At 70.3% G+C, this 21,217-nt stretch carries 17 protein-coding genes and 2 tRNA genes; 12 read left to right on the plus strand and 7 right to left on the minus strand.

Annotated elements, in window-relative coordinates:
- The first annotated feature begins 1 nt into the window (after position 1).
- The 3 genes from ACG04Q_RS12465 to ACG04Q_RS12475 all read left to right on the plus strand — a co-directional run bounded on the left by ACG04Q_RS12465 (position 2) and on the right by ACG04Q_RS12475 (position 1,573).
- The gene (locus ACG04Q_RS12465; RefSeq protein ID WP_394511246.1) at positions 2 to 1,249 is read left to right on the plus strand and encodes a heme biosynthesis HemY N-terminal domain-containing protein; all 1,248 of its coding nucleotides are present in this window, start codon (positions 2 to 4) and stop codon (positions 1,247 to 1,249) included.
- Positions 1,250 to 1,354: 105 nt separating this feature from the next.
- Positions 1,355 to 1,431 (plus strand) — tRNA-Arg (locus ACG04Q_RS12470).
- A 65-nt stretch (positions 1,432 to 1,496) separates the two neighbouring features.
- Positions 1,497 to 1,573 (plus strand) — tRNA-Arg (locus ACG04Q_RS12475).
- Between the two features lie 77 nt (positions 1,574 to 1,650).
- Here ACG04Q_RS12475 and ACG04Q_RS12480 read toward each other — a convergent pair.
- The gene (locus ACG04Q_RS12480; RefSeq protein WP_394511247.1) at positions 1,651 to 2,679 is read right to left on the minus strand and encodes a CaiB/BaiF CoA transferase family protein; all 1,029 of its coding nucleotides are present in this window, start codon (positions 2,677 to 2,679) and stop codon (positions 1,651 to 1,653) included.
- Positions 2,680 to 2,693: 14 nt separating this feature from the next.
- On the opposite strand from ACG04Q_RS12480, the gene greB reads away from it, so the two are divergent.
- Positions 2,694 to 3,266, plus strand: a complete 573-nt coding sequence (gene greB, locus ACG04Q_RS12485) for a transcription elongation factor GreB (RefSeq protein WP_394511248.1) — start codon at positions 2,694 to 2,696, stop codon at positions 3,264 to 3,266.
- Positions 3,267 to 3,392: 126 nt separating this feature from the next.
- On the opposite strand, the gene ACG04Q_RS12490 is transcribed toward greB, so the two are convergent.
- From ACG04Q_RS12490 to gmk, 5 genes are all read right to left on the minus strand, one after another.
- On the minus strand, positions 3,393 to 4,865 hold the full coding sequence (locus ACG04Q_RS12490; RefSeq protein WP_394511249.1) for a tetratricopeptide repeat protein: 1,473 nt from the start codon (positions 4,863 to 4,865) through the stop codon (positions 3,393 to 3,395).
- 81 nt (positions 4,866 to 4,946) lie between these two features.
- A complete protein-coding gene (locus ACG04Q_RS12495) occupies positions 4,947 to 8,702 on the minus strand; it encodes a TonB-dependent receptor (RefSeq protein WP_394511250.1) in 3,756 nt (1,251 codons plus the stop codon).
- 267 nt (positions 8,703 to 8,969) lie between these two features.
- The gene (locus ACG04Q_RS12500) at positions 8,970 to 11,228 is read right to left on the minus strand and encodes a RelA/SpoT family protein (RefSeq protein ID WP_394511251.1); all 2,259 of its coding nucleotides are present in this window, start codon (positions 11,226 to 11,228) and stop codon (positions 8,970 to 8,972) included.
- A 184-nt stretch (positions 11,229 to 11,412) separates the two neighbouring features.
- Positions 11,413 to 11,616 (minus strand): DNA-directed RNA polymerase subunit omega, encoded by a 204-nt coding sequence (gene rpoZ, locus ACG04Q_RS12505; RefSeq protein ID WP_233371272.1) that lies wholly within the window; start codon positions 11,614 to 11,616, stop codon positions 11,413 to 11,415.
- Positions 11,617 to 11,641: 25 nt separating this feature from the next.
- Positions 11,642 to 12,262, minus strand: a complete 621-nt coding sequence (gene gmk / locus ACG04Q_RS12510; protein WP_394511252.1) for a guanylate kinase — start codon at positions 12,260 to 12,262, stop codon at positions 11,642 to 11,644.
- A 282-nt stretch (positions 12,263 to 12,544) separates the two neighbouring features.
- On the opposite strand from gmk, the gene ACG04Q_RS12515 reads away from it, so the two are divergent.
- From ACG04Q_RS12515 to ACG04Q_RS12550, 8 genes are all read left to right on the plus strand, one after another.
- Entirely contained in the window at positions 12,545 to 12,829 is a 285-nt protein-coding gene (locus ACG04Q_RS12515) for a DUF2249 domain-containing protein (protein WP_394511253.1), read from the plus strand.
- Between the two features lie 34 nt (positions 12,830 to 12,863).
- Positions 12,864 to 15,134 (plus strand): nitric-oxide reductase large subunit, encoded by a 2,271-nt coding sequence (locus ACG04Q_RS12520; protein ID WP_394511254.1) that lies wholly within the window; start codon positions 12,864 to 12,866, stop codon positions 15,132 to 15,134.
- Between the two features lie 4 nt (positions 15,135 to 15,138).
- Entirely contained in the window at positions 15,139 to 15,588 is a 450-nt protein-coding gene (locus ACG04Q_RS12525; RefSeq protein WP_394511255.1) for an Rrf2 family transcriptional regulator, read from the plus strand.
- Complete coding sequence (locus ACG04Q_RS12530) at positions 15,585 to 15,920, plus strand: metal-sulfur cluster assembly factor (RefSeq protein WP_394511256.1); 336 nt, start codon at positions 15,585 to 15,587, stop codon at positions 15,918 to 15,920. The genes ACG04Q_RS12525 and ACG04Q_RS12530 overlap by 4 nt, the downstream gene beginning before the upstream one ends.
- Positions 15,921 to 15,934: 14 nt before the next feature.
- A complete protein-coding gene (locus ACG04Q_RS12535; protein WP_394511257.1) occupies positions 15,935 to 17,026 on the plus strand; it encodes a hypothetical protein in 1,092 nt (363 codons plus the stop codon).
- On the plus strand, positions 17,007 to 18,194 hold the full coding sequence (locus ACG04Q_RS12540) for an NnrS family protein (protein ID WP_394511258.1): 1,188 nt from the start codon (positions 17,007 to 17,009) through the stop codon (positions 18,192 to 18,194). Before ACG04Q_RS12535 ends, ACG04Q_RS12540 begins: the two co-directional genes overlap by 20 nt.
- Positions 18,195 to 18,309: 115 nt before the next feature.
- A complete protein-coding gene (locus ACG04Q_RS12545; protein ID WP_394511259.1) occupies positions 18,310 to 18,942 on the plus strand; it encodes a hypothetical protein in 633 nt (210 codons plus the stop codon).
- A 134-nt stretch (positions 18,943 to 19,076) separates the two neighbouring features.
- A complete protein-coding gene (locus ACG04Q_RS12550) occupies positions 19,077 to 20,279 on the plus strand; it encodes an NAD(P)H-dependent flavin oxidoreductase (RefSeq protein ID WP_394511260.1) in 1,203 nt (400 codons plus the stop codon).
- A gap of 13 nt (positions 20,280 to 20,292) precedes the next feature.
- On the opposite strand, the gene ACG04Q_RS12555 is transcribed toward ACG04Q_RS12550, so the two are convergent.
- Positions 20,293 to 21,195 carry a hypothetical protein gene (locus ACG04Q_RS12555; RefSeq protein ID WP_394511261.1) on the minus strand — a complete coding sequence of 301 codons (903 nt, stop codon included), beginning with the start codon at positions 21,193 to 21,195 and terminating at the stop codon, positions 20,293 to 20,295.
- Positions 21,196 to 21,217 lie beyond the last annotated feature (22 nt).

Genomic DNA, 21,217 nt, shown 5'->3' on the forward strand with positions numbered 1-21,217 from the left:
CATGCGTCTGGTCATCTGGCTGGTCCTGCTGTTCGTCGCCGCCGTCGTCGCGGCCCTGATGCTGGGCTCCAACGACGGTCTTGCCAGCTTCTACTGGAAGGGCTGGCGGGTGGACATCTCGCTGAACCTGTTCCTGCTGCTGCTGGTCGCCAGCTGCTTTGCGCTCGTCACGGCCATCCAGGCCGTCGAGGCGCTCACGACGCTGCCCAAGCGCGCCCGCGAGTGGCGGCTCGCGCAGCGCGAACGCAGCGCGCAGCTGGCGCTGCGCGAGGCGCTCGTCGAGTTCTTCGGCGCCCGCTTCAGCCGGGCGCAGAAGGCGTCGCAGAAGGCGCTGCACATCCAGTCCGCCACGCCCGAGCTGGCCGCCGACCAGGCCTTCATGGCGCTGGCCCACCTGCTGGCCGCCGCCAGCGCGCACCGCCTGCAGGATCGCCGCCACCGCGACGAGCAGTTGAACCGTGCGCTGGAGCTGGCGCGCCGCACCGGCGGCGCGCGCGCGCAGGAGGACGGTGCGCGGCTGCTGGCCGCCGAATGGGCGCTGGACGACCGCGACGCCAACCGCGCGCTCGGCCTGCTGGCCGAGCTGCCGCCCGGCGTGGCGCGTCGCACGCAGGCGCTGCGGTTGCGCCTTCAGGCGTCGCGCCTGGGCCGGCAGCCGCTGGACGCGCTGCGCACCGCGCGGCTGCTGGCCAAGCACCAGGCCTTCTCCAAGGTGGCCGCGCAAGGCCTGCTGCGCTCGCTGGCCTTCGAAGCCCTGGACGGTGCCCGCGATGTGGACCAACTGCGCACCGTCTGGCAGCAACTGGACCCGGCTGACCGCCGTGATCCGCTGGTGGCCGTCCGCGCCGCCCAGTGCGCCGCCCACCTCGGCGCGCCGGACGACGGCCGCGGCTGGCTGCGACCGTTCTTCGACGATCTGGGCGACCTGCAACCCGATGACCGCGCTGAGCTCGCGCTGGCGCTGGTGCCCGTGCTGGCCGGCTGCGGGCCGGACTGGTTGCAGCGCCTGGAGACCGCACAGTCGCGTTTCCCGCGCGAACGCGCGCTGGCCTATGCGCTGGGCCACGCGCTGGCCGAGCGCCAGCTGTGGGGCAAGGCGCGCCTGATGCTGGATGCCGTTGCGGAAGACGCCACCATGCCCGCCGCCGCGCGTCGGCGCAGTTGGCTGGTGCTCGCGACGCTGGCCGAGCAGGAGGGCGACGACGGCCGCCGCGCGCGCTGCTTCGAGTCGGCCGCGCGACTACCCTGAGGCGCCCGCGATGCAGCCTTCGATGGCTTTCCAGGGGGGGCACGACATAAAACCGGCGAACTCTTGCTGAGGGTGTGAAAATCTGGTTATACTGTGAGGCTTGCAGCGGCTGTAGCTCAGTTGGATAGAGTACTTGGCTACGAACCAAGGGGTCGTGGGTTCGAATCCTGCCAGCCGCGCCAACAACAACAAGAAAGTTCTCGGGTCCGTGCGTTAGCGCGCCGCCCGCACCACCGTCGAAATACCAGCGGCTGTAGCTCAGTTGGATAGAGTACTTGGCTACGAACCAAGGGGTCGTGGGTTCGAATCCTGCCAGCCGCGCCAAAACAAGAAGATGTTGAAACGCCTCGAAGCTTGCTTCGGGGCGTTTTTCTTTGTGCGCTTGGAGTGTTTGCGCGCGACTAGCGCGAGAAGCGGGGCGCGGCCGCTGGCTGCCAGTGACCGTCGTCGTCTTGTACGAAGCTGCCGCGCGCCTGCGCGTGCGGGTGCTGCGGCGCCTCGGCCAGCGTCAGCACCGGCGCGAAGCAGACGTCGCTGCCCTCCAGCAGCGCGGTCCATTCGTCGCGCGTCTTCTCGCGGATGCGTGCCGCCACGCGCTCGCGCAGTGCCGGCCATTGGCGGGTGTCGTGCTGGGCCGCGGGGTCGACATCGGTGAGGCCCAGGCGCTGCAGCAGTGCCGCGTAGAACTGCGGCTCCAGCGCGCCCAGCGACACGTGCCGGCCGTCGGCGCACTCGAAGCAGTCGTAGAACGGTGAGCCGTGCAGGAAGAAGTTCCGTGCCGGGTCGTCGGCCCACTGCCCGGCGGCGCGCAGCGAGTGCAGCAGGCTGGACATCAGCCCCACGCCGTCCACCATGGCGGCGTCCACCACGCGGCCGCGGCCGGTGCGCTGCGCGTCCCACAGTGCGGCCATCAGGCCGAAGGCCAGCAGCATCGCGCCGCCGCCCATGTCGCCGATCAGCGTGGCCGGGATGCTGGGCACCACGCCGGGCCGCGATGCGACGGACAGCACGCCGGTCAGCGCCACGTAGTTGATGTCGTGCCCGGCTGCCTGTGCGAGCGGGCCGGTCTGGCCCCAACCGGTGACACGGCCGTAGACGAGCCGCGGGTGGCTGGCCACAAACGTGTCGGGCCCCAGCCCCAGCCGCTCCATGACGCCGGGGCGGAAGCCCTCGATGACGGCATCCGCGCCGTCGATGAGCCGGCGGGCCTCGGCCAGGCCGTCTGCGTGTTTCAGGTCCAGCGTGACGCGGCGCTTGCCGCGGTCCAGCCCGGTGCCGGTGGTGATGGCCGGCGTCCCCGGGCGGTCGATGACCAGCACGTCGGCGCCATGGTCGGCCAACAGCATGCCGGTCAGCGGGCAGGGGCCGAGGCCGGCCATCTCGATGACGTGCAGCCCGGCGAGCGGGCCGCGGGAGGAGGGCGCTTGCATCGGACAATGTTGGCATGAGCAAGGCTTTCACCAAGGAATCCGACGCGCCGGATGATGATGACGGCGACGGCCCGTCGCTGCCGGCGCTGCCCGCGGGCACGCGCAACTACATGACGCCAGGCGGTTACGCGCGGCTGCGGGCGGAGTTCATGCAGCTCATCGACGTCGAGCGACCGAGGATGGTGGAGACGGTCTCGTGGGCGGCCAAGAACGGCGACCGCTCGGAGAACGGCGACTACCTCTACGGCAAGAAGCGGCTGCGCGAGATCGACCGGCGGCTGCGCTTCCTGACCAAGCGGCTGGACATCGCCGAGGTGGTGGACCCCAGCGCCCACCATGGCTCCGAGCAGGTGTTCTTTGGCGCGACGGTGACCTACGCCACCGCCCGGGGCGACGAGAAGACGATCACGATCAAGGGCATCGACGAGTCCGACAGCCTGGCCGGCGAGGTCAGCTGGATCTCGCCCATCGCACGCACGCTGCTGAAGGCGCGCGTGGGCGACGAGCTCAACCTCGTGACGCCAGTGGGCGTGGAGAAGATCGAGGTCGTCGAGGTGACTTACCCGGCGCCTGCCGCCGGGGAGTGACGAAGCCCCCGGCGCCTGCCGCCGGGGAGTGACGAAGCCCCCGGCGCCTGCGGCCGGGGGGTGATGAAGCCCCGGGCGCCTGCGGCCGGAGCGTGATGAAGCTCCCCGGCCGCGGCCGGGAATGGCTCAGGACTTCTTCGGCGCCGGCTTGAGCATCGCGTCGGCGCGGGCCTTCTCCTCGGGCGTCAGGCTTGCCGCCAGCACAGGCAGTGCCGCGGCGGCCTGCGGGTGGCCCAGGCTCTTGCTGAGGCTGCACCAGGCGTAGGCGGCGGCCATGTCCTTGTCGCCCCCCTGGCCCTGGGCCAGCATGACGGCGAGGTTGAACATCGCGTCCGGCTGGCGTCGCTGCGCGGCGGCCTGGAAGAACTGGCGTGCGGTGGCCAGGTTCTGCGGCACCACCTCGCCGCGGTAGAAGAACGTGGCCAGCGCGTTCTGCGCGTCCGCGTTGCCCTTGAGGGCGGCGTCCTTGTAGAGCACGACGGCGCGCTCCGGCGCCGGGGCCGGCAGGCCTTCGCCGAGGTCCATCATGCGGGCGGCGGCCAGCGTGGCGTCGAGGTGACCGGCCTTGGCGGCGGCGCCGTAGTAGGCGCCGGCGCGCTGGAGGTCCAGCGGCACGCCGTCGGGTTGCCGAGGCAGCTGGTGGTGGTAGAGCTGGCCCAGCATGTAGAGCGCGGTCACGTCGCCGGCCTGACTGGCGGCTTCCAGATAGGCCAGCGCTGGCTTCACGTCGGTCTGCGTGCCGATGCCGCTCAGGTGCGCCTGGGCCAGCAGCGTGCCCGCGGGCTCGAAACCGTAGTCCAGCGCCTTGCTCCACCACTTGTAGGCCTGGGCCGGGTCACGCGCGACGCCCTGGCCGGCAAGGTGGATGCGGGCCAGCAGCAACGCCGCCTCGACGCGCGTGTTGATGAGGTCCGGCTTCTGCGGGTTGAACTGGAACCGGTCCTTGACCGGGTCGTAGCGCGCGTCGACGACCTCGCGCAGCCAGGCGATGGCCTTGGGCGTGTCGCGCGGCGTGCCCAGACCGAGCAGGTGCAGGCGGCCCAGCATCAGCGCAGCTTCCTCGTAGCCGAGCTTCTTCCAGCCCTGCTCGAAGCGCGCACGTGCCTCGGCGTAGTTGCCGGCCTCGTAGGCCTCAAACGCCTGCGTCAGCGACTTGTCCTTGCGGGCGATCCAGTTGCGGCCGGCGGCGAACCGGCGGTCGCCGGCACCGCAGACGGTGGCGGGGGCCATCGCGTCCTTGCCGCCGGCGCCGAACGCCGTGGTCTGCTCCTCGATGGCACTGCCCACCGATGCCGTCTTGGCGTTGCCGTCGGGGCTGAGGTCGCTGAAACGCTCGGACTCGTTGGACGGACTGTCCATCAGGCGGAAGTCCCGCATGTAGGCCAGCGTCACGGCGTCATCCGCCGCCGAGTAGCCGCTCATGAACGCGCAGGACGACGCGAAATTGCGCGACAGCACCTTGCTCTTGGCGGCGTCGACGATGGAGGGGTCGACGCCGCCGCCGCGACTGCCGTTCACCTTGACGGTGTCCAGCGTGTTGGCTGCGGGGGCGCTGGCGGCCGGTGACTGCGCCTGCGATACCGCGGCCAGGAGGGTCAACGAGAGCGCCAAGCCGGCAGACGCCGCCCGGCTTGGAGTTCGGGAAGGGCGGACGCTGTCGGTCACGGACACTCCTCCTGCTTAACGCGGGCTGCGCAGCGTGAAACCCACCATGTAGCGGCGGCCGCTGTAGCCGTCCGTGTAGATGCTGGGCACGCCGTCGGCGTAGTCCTGGTAGCCGCCGGTGTTGCTCTGCACGCGCTCGCCGGTCAGGTTGCGCACGTCGGCGAAGATTTCCAGGCCGTTCTTGAAGCGGTAGGAGACCTTGCCGTCGACGTAGGCCGTCTTCTTGCCCCAGATGGGTGCGCCGGGGTTGTAGCTCGTCAGGCCCGTGCGGTAGGCCGTGCCGACCGACGGGTAGTTGAAGACGCCGACGTTGTTGCCGGTGTTGGGCGAGAACAGGAAGTAGCGCGGTGCCACGACCTGCATCGCCACGCGGGCCTGGAAGCCGCCGTCGTCATACCAGAGCGATGCGTTCCACGAGTACTTCGGCTCGTTGCCGACCGGCATCACGTCGCCGCTGATCAGGTCCAGCACCGGGGCGCCCTGGCTGGAGCGGGCGCGGCTGTAGTTGGCGTCGATGCCGGTGTAGCGCAGGATGGACGGCAGGAAAGTGAAGGCGGTCTTCACGCCGAACTCGATGCCACGGCGGGTAGACGGGGCTGCGTTGTCCCACTGCGAGAAGTTGAACTCGATGTCGCGCAGCGCCGTGCCCGTCTGCGGGTCCACGGCGTTGCTGTTCTGGAACACCTTGGTGTTGTTGCGCAGCCGGCCGATCGTGGGCGCACCGATGAGACCGCGCTGGCGGAAGACGCTCAGCGACAGGCTGGTGTCTCGGTTGGCATACCACTCCAGTGACAGGTTCTGGTTGACGTTGGTCTGGGGTTTCAGCGCCGGGTTGCCCATCGTGCCGGTGCAGAACTGGTCGGCAACCGAGCCATCGGCCTCGTCGGGGCTTTCCTCCTGGATGACCTGGCTGAGCGCGCAGACCACGTTGGTGCCGCCAGAGGCCAGCAGCTTGGACATGGGCGGGCGCGCAATGGTGCGGCCGATGTTGTAGCGCGCCGCCAGCTTGTCGGCGATGGGCCAGAACGCAAGGTTCAGCGACGGCATCACGTCGGTGGACTTGTCGGCGATGGTGGCCGCCTGCACGACGGAGTAGGTGGTCGTGCCGCCCGGGGCGGTGGGGTTCAGCGGGTCGAACGACGCCGTCTTGCGCACCGAGCGGAAGGTGATGAAGCCGGTGCCCTGCACGTCGGTCTGCACGACGCGCACGCCGAAGTTGCCCGACAGCTCGGCATTGCCCCACAGCGGCAGCTCGAAGTCCGACATCAGGTAGGCGGCCTTGCTCTTCTCGGAAAAGCTGGTCATGGGCATGTCGTAGACCTTGCCGTCTGACGCTGTGCACTGGCGGAAGCAGTCCAGCCGAACCGGGATGCCCGCCAGTTGGAACAGCTTGTCGACATCGATCTGGTTCCAGCCGTCGATCAGGTTGGCCGGGCGGTCCTTGGAGCCGCCGTAGAACTGGCCGGCGGGTGCTTTCGTCAGCGTCTGGCGCACCAGTTCCTGGTACTGCGCCTGCGTCAGGGTGTTGGTGCCGGCCACCACGCTGCCAATGCCCTTGTTGGCCTGGTTGTTGGGGATGTAGCCGTAGGCGCAGGGCTGGCCGCCCGTGCCCTGCGAGCCGGTTGTGTTCTCGCAGCCGATGACATTCCAGCGCGTGTTGACCGGTTCCATGTAGACGGCCGGGACATAGCCGGCTTGACCGAAGGTGCCCACGGCGTCCCGGATGGTGCCGCCGGCGCCTGTCCAGGTCTTGCCACCGGTGTCGCGGAAGTTGATGCCCCCCTTGAGCGACGTGAACACCGGCACCTTGTCGACCAGGTTGTAGGCCACGTCCACCTTGGCGGTCTTCTCGCTGCTCTCGGTGTCGAAGGAGCGGATGACCAGCAACTGCGTGTTGTTGGTGTAGAGGCCGCGCTGCGCACTCGTGTAGGCCGGCGTGGCGACCGGATTGAGCGCCGACACGGGATTGGCTGCAAGTGCGGCGCCGGGGCTGGTCTGCGAGTACAGCGCTGCGTTCAGCTGGTCCATGCCGTTGGGCAGCGTGAACGACCACAGGCCGTTGCTCGGGTCCAGCTTGTAGCTGCCCAGGCCGTAGGTGTAGCCGAAGGACGCGCGGCGGTCATAGCGCATCGCGGTGGACTTGGTGTAGCCCGCCAGCGCCTGCACGCTCAGGCGGCCGTCCTTGTACTCCCCGCCGCCGATCAGCGTCTTCGAGTCGGTGTCGATGCTGCTGAAGATGGTGTCGGTGCCGAGCACGCCGTTGTTGGTCGAGTAGCTCGTCACGTGGTGGGACGAATCGACCGTGTAGCCGGGCAGGATGCTGGTGGTCGTGCCCAGCACGAGCGGCGCATTGCTGGCGCGCCAGGAGTGCGAATTGGGCAGCAGAGAGGCCACGGCGCTCGACGCTGGGTTCAGCGTGCGCACGTTGGTCGTCGTGTTGTCGACGAACGTGCCGGCCGGGTTGAAGATGGGCGCGCTGCCCACGCCCAGGAAGCCGACGACATCGTCAACGTGGCGCTTGTTCAGGCTCAGCTTGGTATAGACGGTGAGCTTGTCGTTGACCTTGAAGTCCAGGCGCACATCGCCGCCTTCGCGCCGGTCATCCTGACTCTTGAAGTTGTAGCGGAAGCCGGCGGTTTGCGACGGCGTGTAGTCGTTCCACTGGTTCAGGCAGGTGATCTGCTCGTTCTGACGCTGGGTGTAGGCATTGGTGCGGTTGTTGCCGCTGGTCAGGGCGTTGGTCTGCGCCGTCGTCAGGTTGGGAAACAACGTGAAGCAGTCCGCCTTGGTCTGGGCCGAGGCCGACTTGGTGATCAGCTCCAGCGGCGTGGCGGAGTTGAAGACACCTCCGCCGATGAGCGTCGCTACGTTGTTGGGCGTGTTCATCTCGGGACCGTTGACGGTCGCCGGGTTGTAGGTGAACGTCTTATCGGGCGAGTTATCGAAGTCCGCCAGCCGCACCAGGCCCTGCTGGCCGTTGCTGCCGCCCTGCGTGATGCCGTGCTGCTCATTCTGCAGGCGCGACTTGTTCAGGTTGATCAGCACGCCCAGGCGCTTGTCGAAGAACTTGTCCGCCAGCACCAGGTTGTAGTTGGGCGTGTTCTTCTTGTTCAGGTCGGTTTGCGTGACCGCGGCACGCAGCGAGTAATAGGGCTTGTCGAAGTCCAGGCCGGTGCGGGTCGTGATGATGACGCCGCCTCCCAGAGAGCCTTCCACCATTGCAGCGGTGGAGCCCTTGACGATGTCCACGCTCTTGATGAGGTCGGACGAGAGTTCGCGGAACTCGGTGCCGCGGCCGTCGCCGCCGCCCAGCAGGTCGGTGCCTGCACCCGAGCGCACGGCCATGCCGTCCATCTCGACCCGGGTCAGCTCCGGGCCGTTGCCGCGGATGGTGACGTTCACGCCCTCGCCGAAGTCGCCGCGGTCCAGCGCCACGCCGGCGATGCGCGAGATGGCCTCGCCGATGTTGCGGTCCGGGAAGGCGCCGACGTCCTCGGCGACGATGGAGTCCTGGTTGGTGGCGGCGTTCTTCTTGCGGTCGATGGCCGACTGCTGCGAGCGACGCGTCCCGATGACCAGCACCGTCTCCAACTCGTTGACCGGCGCCTTGGCCTTGGGCGCCTCGGCCGGCTTGGCGGCAGCCGGCGCGGACGCCGCTGCGGCGGGTGCGGCCGGCGTCTGGGCCAGGGCCGCCTCGTGGGCCATCAGTGCGAGGGCAATGGAAACAGCGGTGCCGATGTGGCTGCGCTGCAGCATGGGAGTGCTGGTCATGGTCTCTCTCCGTGTTCGCCGGTCCCGATCCGGCCGTCGTTGTTTTCAGGGTTCTGGCCCGTCACGGAGAGCTGGGTCCGCTACTCCGTTTCAGGCGTCGGAGCGGACCTTAAACATGGGGTTACATCGCGAGAAATACGATTTCCCGAATTTGCTATCTCGCCCAGGAATACCGGGGCCGGAAACACTGGTTAACCCGCGGACGCGAACAGAAACACTCACGGCGCTGAGCGGCCGTGGTGCCCACCGGCAACACCGACAACGGTGTCAGGGACGGGTGCGGGAGACGCGCTGAACTGCGGGTGTGCGGCGCAGCACGCGCAGCACGTCAGCCAGGTGCAGTCGGTCGCGCACGGAGATGAGCAGGCTCATTTCCACCTCTTCCAGCGCCGGTGCCTCGTCGCCCATCGCGATGTGCGTGATGTCGGCCTCGGCTTGCGCCACCGCCTGCGCCACCTGGGCCAGCACGCCCTTGCCGTTCGTCAGCAGGAGCGACACGCCCACCTCGAAGCCGCGCGTGAGCTCCTCGGCCCATTCCACGCGGATCCAGTGCTCGCTGTCGCGCTGGAACAACCGCTTGCCGACGGCGCACTCGCAGGTGTGCACCACCAGGCCTTCGCCGCGGCCCAGATAGCCGCGCACCTCGTCGCCGGGGATGGGGCGGCAGCAACTGGCCAGCTGCACGGAGGCGCCTTCACTGCCGTCGATGGTGACGCTGGCGCGGTCCACCGGCGTCTCGGTGAAGCGGCCCAGCGTCAGCGCCAGTGCGTCGGGGCGTTGGCCCTGTTCGGCCATCAGCCGGGCCAGCTTCTTGGCGATGATGGCGGCGATCTTGCGGCCGGCGCCCACGTCCACCAGCAACTGCTCGGTGCCGGTGCTGCCGGCCCAGTCGGCCAGCTCGTGCCAGATGGGCGCGGCGGGGTCGTCCAGCTCCAGGCTGGGCAGGGCCAGGCCTTCCACGCGCATGGCCTGGGCCAGCATCTTCTCGCCCAGCTCGCGCGACTCCTCCTGCTCCAGGTCCTTCAGGTAGTGGCGGATCTTGGAACGTGCGCGGCCGGTGCGCACGAAGCTCAGCCAGGCAGGGTTGGGGCTGGCACCGGGCGCTGTGACGATCTCGACGATGTCGCCGCTTTTGAGCTCGGCGCGCAGCGGTACGGCCTCGCCGTTGACCTGGGCCGCCACGCAGTGGTCGCCAACGTCGGAGTGGATCGCATACGCGAAGTCCACCGGCGTCGCGCCCTTGGGCAGCGCCATGATCTTGGACTTGGGCGTGAAGACGTAGATGGAATCGGGGAACAGGTCGATCTTGACGTGCTCCAGGAACTCGTTGGCGTCGCGCGTCTCGTCCTGGATGTCGATGAGGCTCTGCAGCCAGCGCGCATTGGCCTGCTGCGCGATCAGCGCCGACGCCTGCTTGCCGCGGCTCTTGTAGATCCAGTGCGCCGCCACGCCCTGCTCGGCGATCTGGTGCATGCCCTCGGTGCGCAGCTGGAACTCCAGCGGCGTGGCCAGCGGCCCCATCAGCGTCGTGTGCAGAGACTGGTAGCCGTTGTCCTTCTGGTTGGCGATGTAGTCCTTGAAGCGCCCGGCCTGCGGCTTGTAGAGCTGGTGCAGCACGCCCAACGCGGTGTAGCACTGCAGGGGCTCCTCGGTCAGGATGCGAAAGCCGAAGATGTCGCTGACCTGCGCGAAGCTCATCAGCCCCTTCTCGCGCATCTTCTTGTAGATGGAGTAGACCGTCTTCTCCCGCCCTTGCACGGCCACGCGCATGCTGGCCTTGGCGAAGGCGGCGCGGATCTCGCCCTCGATGCGCGACACGAGGTCGCGCCGGTTGCCGCGCGCCTTGGCCACCGCCTTGGACAGCGCCGCGTAGCGCCAGGGGTGGAAGTAGCGGAAGGACAGGTCTTCCAGTTCGCGGAAGGTCTGGTTCAGGCCCAGCCGGTGGGCGATGGGCGCGTAGATGTCGAAGGTCTCGCGGGCGATGCGGCGCGCCTTGTGCGGCGCCATCGCGCCCATCGTGCGCATGTTGTGCAGGCGGTCGGCCAGCTTGATCAGGATGACGCGCAGGTCGCGGGCCATCGCCAGCAGCATCTTGCGGAAGGACTCGGCCTGCGACTCCTCCTTGGTGGAGAACTGCAGCTTGTCCAGCTTGGTCAGCCCGTCGACGAGGTCGGCGGTGGTGGCGTCGAACTTCTCGATCAGTTCGGCCTTGGAGACGCCGCAGTCCTCGACGACGTCGTGCATCAGGGCCGCCATCAGCGCCTGGGCGTCCAGCCGCCACTCGGCGCAGATGCCGGCCACGGCGATGGGGTGGGTGATGTAGGGCTCGCCGGTGGCACGCTTCTGGCCCAGGTGCGCCTCGTCGGCGAACTTGTACGCCTCGCGCACGCGCTTGACCTCGGCCTTGCTGAGGTAGCCCAGCTTGGGCAGCAGGGCGTCGAAGGAGGCGGCCTCCGCCGGCGTTGGCGGGGCCGGCTGCCGCAATCCAGGCAGTGTGAACCAGGCAGTCAGGGAGCGTTGAGCCATAGGGCCCCGAATTTAGCCGAAGCCTGCCCGTGCCCACGGCCCAAGGAAATACCGGGGCCGGCACCCTGGGGGTGGGCGATGCCTGCGGCATCCAGTCGCAGGTACATCGCCGGCGCCGGGCCCGCAGGGCCGAAATGCAAACGGGCGTCCGAGGACGCCCGTTTCATGTGCAGCGCGGGGCGGCTTAGACCGGCACCTTGCGCAGCATCTCCAGGCCCACCTCGCCGGCGGCGATTTCGCGCAGAGCGGTCACGCTGGGCTTGTTCTTGCTCTCGATGCGGGGGCTGTGGCCCTGGCTCAGCATGCGGGCGCGGTAGGTCGCGGCCAGCACGAGCTGAAAGCGGTTGGGGATCTTGGTCAGGCAGTCTTCGACGGTGATGCGGGCCATGGTGTTCCTTGGGTGTGAAGCGCGATCAGGGCAGATCGAGCGCCTGAAAGACGGCAGAGCGGTTGCGCCGCTGAGCCGCATATCTTAGCCGCTGCGCGTGGACGATGGCCTTGAGGTCGAAAACGGCCGTGTCGAACACCGCGTTCACGACGACGAAATCGAAGTTCTGCGCCTGCGCCACCTCGATGCGGGCGTTGTTCATGCGCTTGGCGATGACCTCGGGCGCGGTGTCGCCGCGGCGGCTCAGGCGCAGGCGCAGTTCGTCCCAGCTGGGCGGCAGGATGAAGATCAGCACGGCGTACGGGAACAGCTGCTTGATCTGCAGCGCGCCCTGGAAGTCGATCTCCAGCACCACGTCCTCGCCGGCCTGCAGCCGCGTCTCGATGCCGGCGCGCGAGGTGCCGTAGAGGTTGTCGTGCACCTCGGCCCACTCGAAGAACTCGCCGCGGGCGGCCATCGCGCGGAACTCGTCCGGCGAGATGAACCAGTACTCGCGGCCGTGCTGTTCCTGGCCGCGCGGCGCGCGCGAGGTGTGGGAGACGGAGACGGCCAGGCGGGCGTCCAGCTCCAGCAGCGCCTTCACGAGGCTGGATTTGCCGGCGCCGCTGGGGGCGGCGACGACGAAGAGATTGCCGGGGTATTCCATGTCGGGAGGGCGGGTTCGGTGGGCGGCGGCCGAGTGTCGGGCCGCGCGGCCAAGTCCTTGTGCAGTCACAAGTTTTGTTCGTGCAAGGCCGGGAATCCTTGGCGAACGGCAGCTGTTGATTTTAGCTTGTGCCTGCCGGGCAGCCCCGATGCGCGGAGTCAGCCCGGCCGCGCGCGTGCCCGGCTGCGGCGTCGATTCAGCACCGGTTTGACGGACGTCAATTCGCCCCCCGCGGCGCCTCTTAAAAATACGCATGCGAAATGCATATTAAAAGGAGCAGTCATGACACTGACCAGCTACGGCACCCGGATCGACCTGCGCCCGCTGTCCCCGCGCGAGCGACACCCGTTGGTCGTCAACACCTTTCGCAGCCTCGCCGCCGGTGAATCGGTCGAGCTGATCAACGACCACGACCCCCGGCCGCTGCTGGCGCAGTTCCGCGCCGAGTGGCCCGAGGGCTTCACCTGGGACGACGTCGAGCGTGGCCCCGAGGTCTGGCGCGTGCGCATCGTCAAGCTCGCCGCCCACGGCGACGGCCGCTGCTGCGGCTCCTGCGGTGGTGCCTGACGGCCGGCCGCTTCATCCACTACGAGGGCACATCATGAACACCGCAAGCAGGCTCTGGCGCTGGCTGGGCCTCATCTTCGTCCTGTCGTTCGGCGCCTTGGGCTACCTGGGCTGGCAGATCTATCTTTCCGCGCCGCCCATCCCCAGGCAGGTCGTCACGACCGACGGCGAGGTGCTGTTCACGGCCGAGCAGATCCAGCTCGGCCAGCAGGCCTGGCTGTCGGCCGGCGGCCAGCAGCTGGGCACCGTCTGGGGCCATGGTGCCTATGTCGCGCCGGACTGGTCGGCCGACTGGCTGCACCGCGAGGCCGTGGCGCTGGGCAACCTGCGCACGGCCGAGCAGCAGCAGGGCGGCCGGGCGCTCAGCGCCGCCGATCAGGCGGCCGTCGCCCAGACCGTGCGCGACGAGATGCGCCGCAACACCTATGACGACAGCAACGGCGTCGTGAAGGTGTCGGCCGCGCGCGCGCAGGCCATCCGCGACGTGGCGGCCCACTACGACGCCCTGTTCGGCACCGACCCGCGCCTGGACAAGCTGCGCGAGCAGTACGCGATGACGTCGGGCAGCCTGCCCGATGCCGAGAACCGCCAGGCGCTGACGGCGTTCTTCTTCTGGTCCGCCTGGGCGGCCACGACGGACCGGCCCGGCGAGACCGGCCTGTCCTACACCAGCAACTGGCCGCATGAGCCGCTTGTGGGCAACGTCATGAGCACGTCGGCGGCGATGTGGTCCATGGCCAGCATCGTGCTGCTGCTGGCCGGCATTGCCGCGATGCTGTGGCTGCACAAGGGCGATGCCCATGAGCAGGAAGCCGCCGTGCCCGCGGCCGACCCGCTGCTGGGCGCCAAGGCCACGCCGTCGATGAAGGCGACGCGCAAGTACTTCTTCATCGTCATCGCGCTGATGCTGCTGCAGATCGGCATGGGCGTCATCACCGCCCACTACGCGGTGGAAGGCCAGTCCTTCTTCGGCCTGCCGCTCGCGGACATCCTGCCCTACACCATCAGCCGCACGGTGCACACGCAGATCGGCGTGTTCTGGATCGCCACCGCGTGGCTGGCGACGGGCCTGTACGTGGCGCCGCTGCTGTCGGGCCGCGAGCCCAGGTTGCAGAAGCTGGGCGTCGACGCGCTGTTCTGGGCGCTGATCATCGTCGTGCTGGGCTCCACCATCACCGGCTGGCTGGGCACGCTGCAGCACCGCGGCGTGGACTTCAGCTTCTGGTTCGGCAACCAGGGCCTGGAGTTCACGAGCATGGGCCGCTTCTGGCAGATCCTGCTGTTCGTGGGCCTGCTGTTCTGGGTCTTCCTGCTGGGCCGCGCGCTGTGGCCGGCGTTGAAGAAGCCGTCGGAGACCCGCGGCCTCATCGCGATGGTGTTCCTGTCGGCCACCTGCATCGGCGGTTTCTACGCGACCTCGCTCGCCTGGGGCCAGCACACGCACTACTCGATGGTCGAGTACTGGCGCTGGTGGCTGGTGCACCTGTGGGTGGAGGGCTTCTTCGAGGTCTTCGCCACCGCCGTGGTCGCGCTGATCTTCACCAACCTCGGCCTGATCCGCGCCGCGACGGCCAACCGGGCCATCGTCGCGGAGACCATCGTGTTCCTGTTCGGCGGCATCCTCGGCACGCTGCACCACCTGTACTGGACCGGCACGCCGACCTCGGTGATCGCCGTCGGCTCGGTGTTCTCGGCGCTCGAAGTGGTGCCGCTGACGCTGATCGGCCTGGAGGCGCTGCAGACCTGGCGCCGTTCGCAGGGCGTGGCCTGGCTGTCGGCCTACAAGTGGGTCATCCTGAGCTTCGTCGCCGTGGGCTTCTGGAACACCGTCGGCGCCGGCCTGCTGGGCTTCGCCATCAACCCGCCGGCCTCGCTGTACTACGTGCAGGGCCTGAACATGACGGCGGCCCACGGCCACGCGGCGCTGTTCGGTGTCTACGGCATGCTGGGCGTCGGCCTGATGCTGTTCTGCCTGCGCGGGCTGTACGACCGTGCGCTGCACGCCGACAAGTGGCTCAAGCCAGCGTTCTGGGGGCTGAACCTCGGCCTCGGCATGATGGTCTTCATGTCGCTGCTGCCGGCCGGCATCTACCAGGCCTACCAGAGCATCACGCAAGGCCTGTGGCATGCCCGCTCGCCCGAGGTCATCCACTCGCCGGTGATGGAGGCGCTGGTGTGGCTGCGCGTGCCGGGCGATATCGTGTTCGCCGCCGGCAGCGTCTTCCTCGCCGTCTATGCCCTCTGCCTGCTGCGCCGCCCGGCGGCGCGCCAGGTGCCGGCCGGGGCAGCGGCGATCAAGCCTTGAACCCATGAAGCTCACCGCCTTCACCGACTACAGCCTGCGCGTGCTGATCTATCTGGCGACGGAACCCGACCGCCGGGCCACCGTCGCCGAGATCTGCGCCGCCTTCGACATCAAGGCCAACCACCTGACCAAGGTGGTTCACCACCTCGCCCGCTGCGGCTGGGTGGCCACGGTGCGGGGCAAGGGCGGCGGCCTGGTGCTGGCGATGCCGGCCGAGCAGATCAGCGTCGGCCGCGTCGTGCGCGACGCGGAAGGGCTGGACCAGCCGGCCGAGTGCTTCAGCAGCGAGCAGAGCCACTGTGCCATCGTGCGCAGCTGCCGCCTGAAGGGCGTGCTGGCCGAGGCCGTGAGCGCCTTCCATGCCGTGCTGGACCGCTACACGCTGGCCGACATCACCCGCAACCGCGAGGCGCTGGCCGGCGTGCTGCAGATCCACCCGGCAAGGGCCGCATGACGCACGGCGAGAACTACCCCTACGCCGGCGCCGAGGCGCTGCGCGCGCGCATCCTCGCGGCGCTGCACCGTGTCGTCGACCCGGAGGTGGCGATGAGCATCGTCGACGTGGGGCTGGTCTACGGCGTCACGGTGACGCCCGAGCGGCTGCACGTGCTGCTGACGATGACGTCCGCCGCCTGCCCGGTGGCCGACGTGATCCTGGACGACGCCTTCACCGAGCTGGAGGCCGTCGCGCCACCTGGCATGGCGGTGGACATCGAGCTCGTCTGGGAGCCGCCCTGGACGACCGACCGCATGAGCGCCAGCGCCAAGGCCTTCATGGGCTGGTGAGGCGGGATCCACCCATGCGCCACGGCCGCCACCCTCACGGACGCTGGCTCGCACCGCTGGCGCTGGCCGTGCCGGTCTTGCTGGTGGCCGGCATCGCAGGCGGCCTGCTGCGCGCCGGCGTGCCGCTGCCCGCGGCAGGCGGCGCCTGGCTGGGGGGCGCCGTGCAGGCGCATGCCTTCCTGATGATCAGCGCGGTCCTCGCGACCATCATCGCCGTCGAGCGCGCGGTGGCCGTGCGGCACCCGCTGTGCTTCGCCGGCCCGCTGGCGTCGGCCGGCGCGGGCCTGGCCCAGCTGGGCGGGGCCGCGGATGTTGCCGCCTGGCTGGCCGTGGCGGCGTCGCTCGCCTTCGTGGCGGTCAACGCGGTCATCGTCGCCCGGCAGCGCGCGGCGCACACGGCGCTGCTGGTGCTGGGCGGGCTGTGCTGGGCCGCCGGCAGCCTGCTGCACGCCCTGGGGGCATCGGCCGCCACGGTCGTGCCGTGGTGGTTCGCCTTCCTGGTGCTGACCATCGCCGCCGAGCGGCTGGAGATGACGCGGTTGATGCGCCGCCGGCCCGGGGCGTCGTGGGCGCTGTACGCCATCCTGGCGGCGCTGCTGCTGGGCGCGGCGGTGTCGGGCCTGCTGTTCGGCGTGGCGCTGGCGGCACTGGCCGCCTGGCTGCTGGCGTTCGACATCGCGCGCCGCACCGTGCGCGCCCACGGCCTGAGCCGCTACATGGCCGTCTGCCTGCTGCTGGGCTACGGCTGGCTGGCCGTCGCAGGGCTGGCCTGGGCGGCCACGGCGCTGGGCTGGCCGCTGCGCGACGCGGCGCTGCACGGCCTCGGGCTGGGCTTCGTCATCGGCATGGTGTTCGGCCATGCGCCGGTGATCCTGCCGGCCATCGCCCGCGTCAAGCTGCGCTTCGGCTGGGCGTGGTACCTGCCGCTGGCGCTGCTGCACGGCTCGCTGGCCGTGCGCCTGTTCGGCGGCGCCGGCCTGCTGGCCGCCGGCGCGGCCGGCAACGCACTGGCCATTGCCGGCTTCGCGGCCACCGTGGTTGCCGCGGCGCTGGCCTTTCGACATTCGCCGTCACGGCAAGGACTCCATGGCACTGATCCCTCTTGAGGAGCCGCCGCGCGCGCCGCGGCCCGCCTTCGCGCTGTTCGCGCTGGGCTTCCGCCCGTTCTACCTGCTGGCCAGCGTGTTCGCCGCGCTGTCCGTCCCGCTGTGGGCGCTGCAGTTCTCGGGCCTGCTGGGCCATGCCTACCTGGCCGGGCCGCTGTGGCATGCGCACGAGATGCTGTTCGGCTTCACGCTGGCCGTCATCGTCGGCTTCCTGTTCACGGCCGGCCGCAACTGGACCAACCTGCCGACACCCACCGGCGGGCCGCTGGCGGCGCTGGTGCTGCTGTGGCTGGCCGCCCGCGTGCTCGTGCTGACGCGCTGGGGCGTGGCCGCCGCCCTGGCCAACATCGCCTTCCCGCTGGCCGCGGCCGGCGCGCTGGCGGTGCCCTTCGTCCGCGCGCGCAACCGGCGCAACTACTTCTTCATCGGCCTGCTGCTGCTGCTGGCCGCTGTCGCCGCGGTCTTCCACCTGGGGCAGCTGGGGTTCATCGCGGTGGCGCCGCTGCCGGGCCTGCAGGTGGCGCTGGATGTGGTGCTCTTCATCCTCACCGTCATGGGCGGGCGCGTGATCCCGATGTTCACGAACAACGGCGTGCCGGGCGCGGCCGCGACGCGGCGGCCGGTGGTGGAGAAGGCGGCGCTGGGCCTGGTGCTGGCGCTGGGCGTGGCGGACCTGCTGGGCCTGGGCGGCTGGCCGGTGGCCGCCATCGCGGCCGCCGCTGGCGCCGCCCACGCCGTGCGCTGGGCGTTGTGGCAGCCGTGGAAGACGCTGCGCGTGCCGCTGGTCTGGGTGTTGCATCTGGCCTATGCCTGGATTCCCGTGCACCTGCTGCTGCGCGCCGGTGGCGCGCTCGACTGGGTGACGCCGTCGCTCGCGACGCACGCGCTGACGGTGGGCGCGGTCGGCGGCCTCGTCATCGGCATGATGACCCGCACGGCCCGCGGCCACACCGGCCGGGCGCTGCGCGCCGACGGCTTCGAGACGGCCTGCTACGTCGCCGTTCTGCTGGCTGCGCTGGTGCGGGTGGTGCTGCCGCTGCTGCAGCCGGCCTGGACGCTGCCGGCCGTGCAGGCCTCCGCGGCGCTGTGGTCGGCCGGCTTCGGTCTGTACGCGTGGCGCTACTGGCCGGTGCTGTCGCGGCCGCGCGTCGACGGGCGGCCGGGGTGAAGCCTAGCCGGTCAACTGAGCGGATGTCGCTGGCTTGACGCCCATCAAGCCTCGGGACGCGGCCAGCGCGGACGATTCGTCCTCGCCTCCCACCCTCGCGACGCCAAGGATTCCCATGAAGCTGCAGCCGTTTTTCGATGAGGTGCCCCGGATCGTGGTGCAGGACCCGCTCGCCCGCCTGCTGGGCTGCGCCGAGGACGGCCTGCTGGCGTACGGCTTCGCGGATGCCGTGCGGCTGACGGGCCATGCCTGCCCGACCGTGGCCGCGGCCTACTGGCTGACCTATCTCGCGCTTGAGCATCTGTACGCCGACACGCTGCCGCAGCGCGGCCAGATCAAGGTGGAGTTCCGCGATGACGCGCGCTCGGGCAGCAGCGGCGTGGTGGCCACCGTCGTGCAGATGCTGACCGGCGCCGCCGGCGGTTCGGGTTTCAAGGGCCTGGCCGGGCGCTTCGCGCGCGCTGGCCTGATCCGCTACAAGCCCGACCTGCTGAGCACGTTGCGCTTCACGCGGCTGGACACGCAGGAGGCGGTGGACGCCAGCGTCGACATGGCCCATGTGCCGGCCGACCCGCGCCTGCAGCCGCTGCTGGAGCGCTGCGTCGGCGGCCGCGCGAACGCGCAGGAGGAGGCCGACTTCGCGCAGCTGTGGCTGCAGCGGGTGCGCGCCCTGTTGCTGGACTGCGCGCGCGATCCGGCCGTCTTCCAGCTCAAGCCCGTCAAGCGCATCGCCGCCCTGGCGGCCTGACGGCTCGGCCCCGCGGCTTGCTGCCGGAGCGGGCGCAAACGTCGTCTATTCGAAGCGGCTTTGCACCACGTCAAGGCGGCCGCGCCTTTCTGGCTGCAGCATCGCCGTCTTCGTCGTTCAACCCCGGACCCGCCATGACCTCTCTCTCGCTCCTGGAACGCATGACGGCCGCCGGCCTGCGCCCGCTGCAACTGGCCGGCCGCCAGCTGCTGCCCATCGTGCAGGGCGGCATGGGCGTGGGCATCTCGGCCCACCGGCTGGCCGGCAGCGTCGCCGCCCAGGGTGCCTGGGGCACCATCGCCTCGGTGGACCTGCGCCGCCACCATGCCGACCTGATGGCGCGCAGCGAGGGCCTGGCCGACGGACCGGAGAAGAAGGCCGTCATCGAGCAGGCCAACCAGGAGGCGCTGGCGCGCGAGATCCGCGGTGCGCGCGAGCTTGCCGGCGGGCGCGGCCTGGTGGCCGTCAACGTGATGCGCGCCGTCAGCGACTATGCGGCCTCGGTGCGCACGGCGCTGCAGCAGGGCGCGCAGGCGCTGGTCGTCGGTGCCGGCCTGCCGCTGGACCTGCCCGAACTCGCGCAGGACCACCCCGACACGGCGCTGATCCCCATCCTCAGCGATGCCCGCGGCGTGGCGCTGCTGTGGCGCAAGTGGGAGCGCCGCCAGCGCATCCCCAGCGCCATCGTCATCGAGCACCCGGCCCACGCCGCCGGCCACCTCGGCGCGGCCCGGGTGGCCGACCTGGGCGATGCGCGCTTCGAGTTCGAGACCGTGCTGCCGGCCGTGCGCCAGCATCTGCGCGACGCCGGTGTCGAAGGCCAGGTGCCGCTGATCGCCGCGGGCGGCGTGCGCCGCTGCGAGGACATCCAGCGCCTGCAGTCGCTGGGTGCCGACGCGGCCCAGCTCGGCACGGCCTTCGTGGCCACGCAGGAGTGTGACGCCCACCCCAACTTCAAGCAGGTACTGGCCGAGTCGCGTGACGAGGACCTTGTCGAGTTCACCAGCGTGGCCGGCCTGCCGGCCCGCGCCGTGCTGACACCGTGGCTGAAGAAGTATCTGAAGGCCGAGGAGCGGCTGCAGACCGTGGCCCAGCTGAAGCAGCGCTGCACGATGGCCTTCGACTGCCTGGCCCAGTGCGGGCTGCGCGACGGCCTCAAGGGCTGGGGCCAGTTCTGCATCGACCAGCGTCTGGCGGCCGCGCTGCGCGGTGAGATGGCCAAGGGCCTGTTCTTCCGCGGCCGCGGCGACCTGCCGTTCGGCCCGCAGATCGCCAGCGTCAGCCAGCTGCTGGAGCGCCTGCTGACACCGGGCGTGCCGCTGGGCACGCCGGCGTGACGGGCGATTCGCCTCAGGTGTTGAACAGCAGCGCCTGATCGCGCGGCTGTTCGATGCGCAGCGGCTGGCTGGCGTCCGGCGCGGCGGCCAGCCCGGCGGCGGCGAGGCGCTCGCGCCAGGGTTCGGCGCCCAGCTGAGGGGCTGCGCGCAGCACCACGCCCAGCTGCCACGGCCAGTCGTCGGAGCCCGGCCCGGTGATGACGCGGTCGATGCCGCGCTGCTCGCGCAGCCGCTGCAGCAGCGCCGCCGAGGGTTCGAGGCGCCGCCACAGCGCCAGCGTGCCCAGCTGCGGCACCGGCGTGGGCGGCGGCTTCAGCACCAGGCCTTCGAGCTGGCCCTGGCGCCGCCAGGCGCTGAGGCTGGACAGCACGTGATGCTCGCTGCAGCCGAGCTGCCGTGCGCACTCGGCAAACGGTTTGGAGCAGACGGGCAGGCCGCGCTCCACGCAGGCGGCCAGCTGCGGGTCGTCGCAGCTCAGCGTGGTGTCGGGCGACGGCAGCCGCAGCCGCGCCAGCGGTGGCAGCGCCAGCCGCGCGAGCTGGCGGCCCAGCGCGGCCTCGTCCAGCGCCTCGATCTCGGCCCACAGCGTCGGCAGCCCGTCGCCGGCCTGGGCACGCTCGATGCGGAAGCAGCCGGGCAGCGCGGCCAGCGCGGTGGCGAAGCCGGGGGGCGCGTCGAACGCCAGCCGCCAGCGCCCGCGCCGCAGCGTGGCGCCCCAGCGCACGCGGATGGGCTGCAGCGCGCCGCTGCGGTTCAGCTCGCGGCAGGTGCTGAGCAGCTCCCGCGGCGTCGCACCGCTGCGCGCGGCCATCTGCCGGAAGGGCGAGGGATGCAGCGGGAAGTCCTGCTGCCAGCCCTGGATCAGGGTCTGGCGCAGGCCGGCGCAGCAACTGGGCGGAGACGCGGTCGTGGGCATGGTGGCCCATGCTCGTCGGCCC

The organism is Pelomonas lactea (assembly GCF_043555885.1).
GTDB lineage: Bacteria > Pseudomonadota > Gammaproteobacteria > Burkholderiales > Burkholderiaceae_C > Pelomonas > Pelomonas lactea.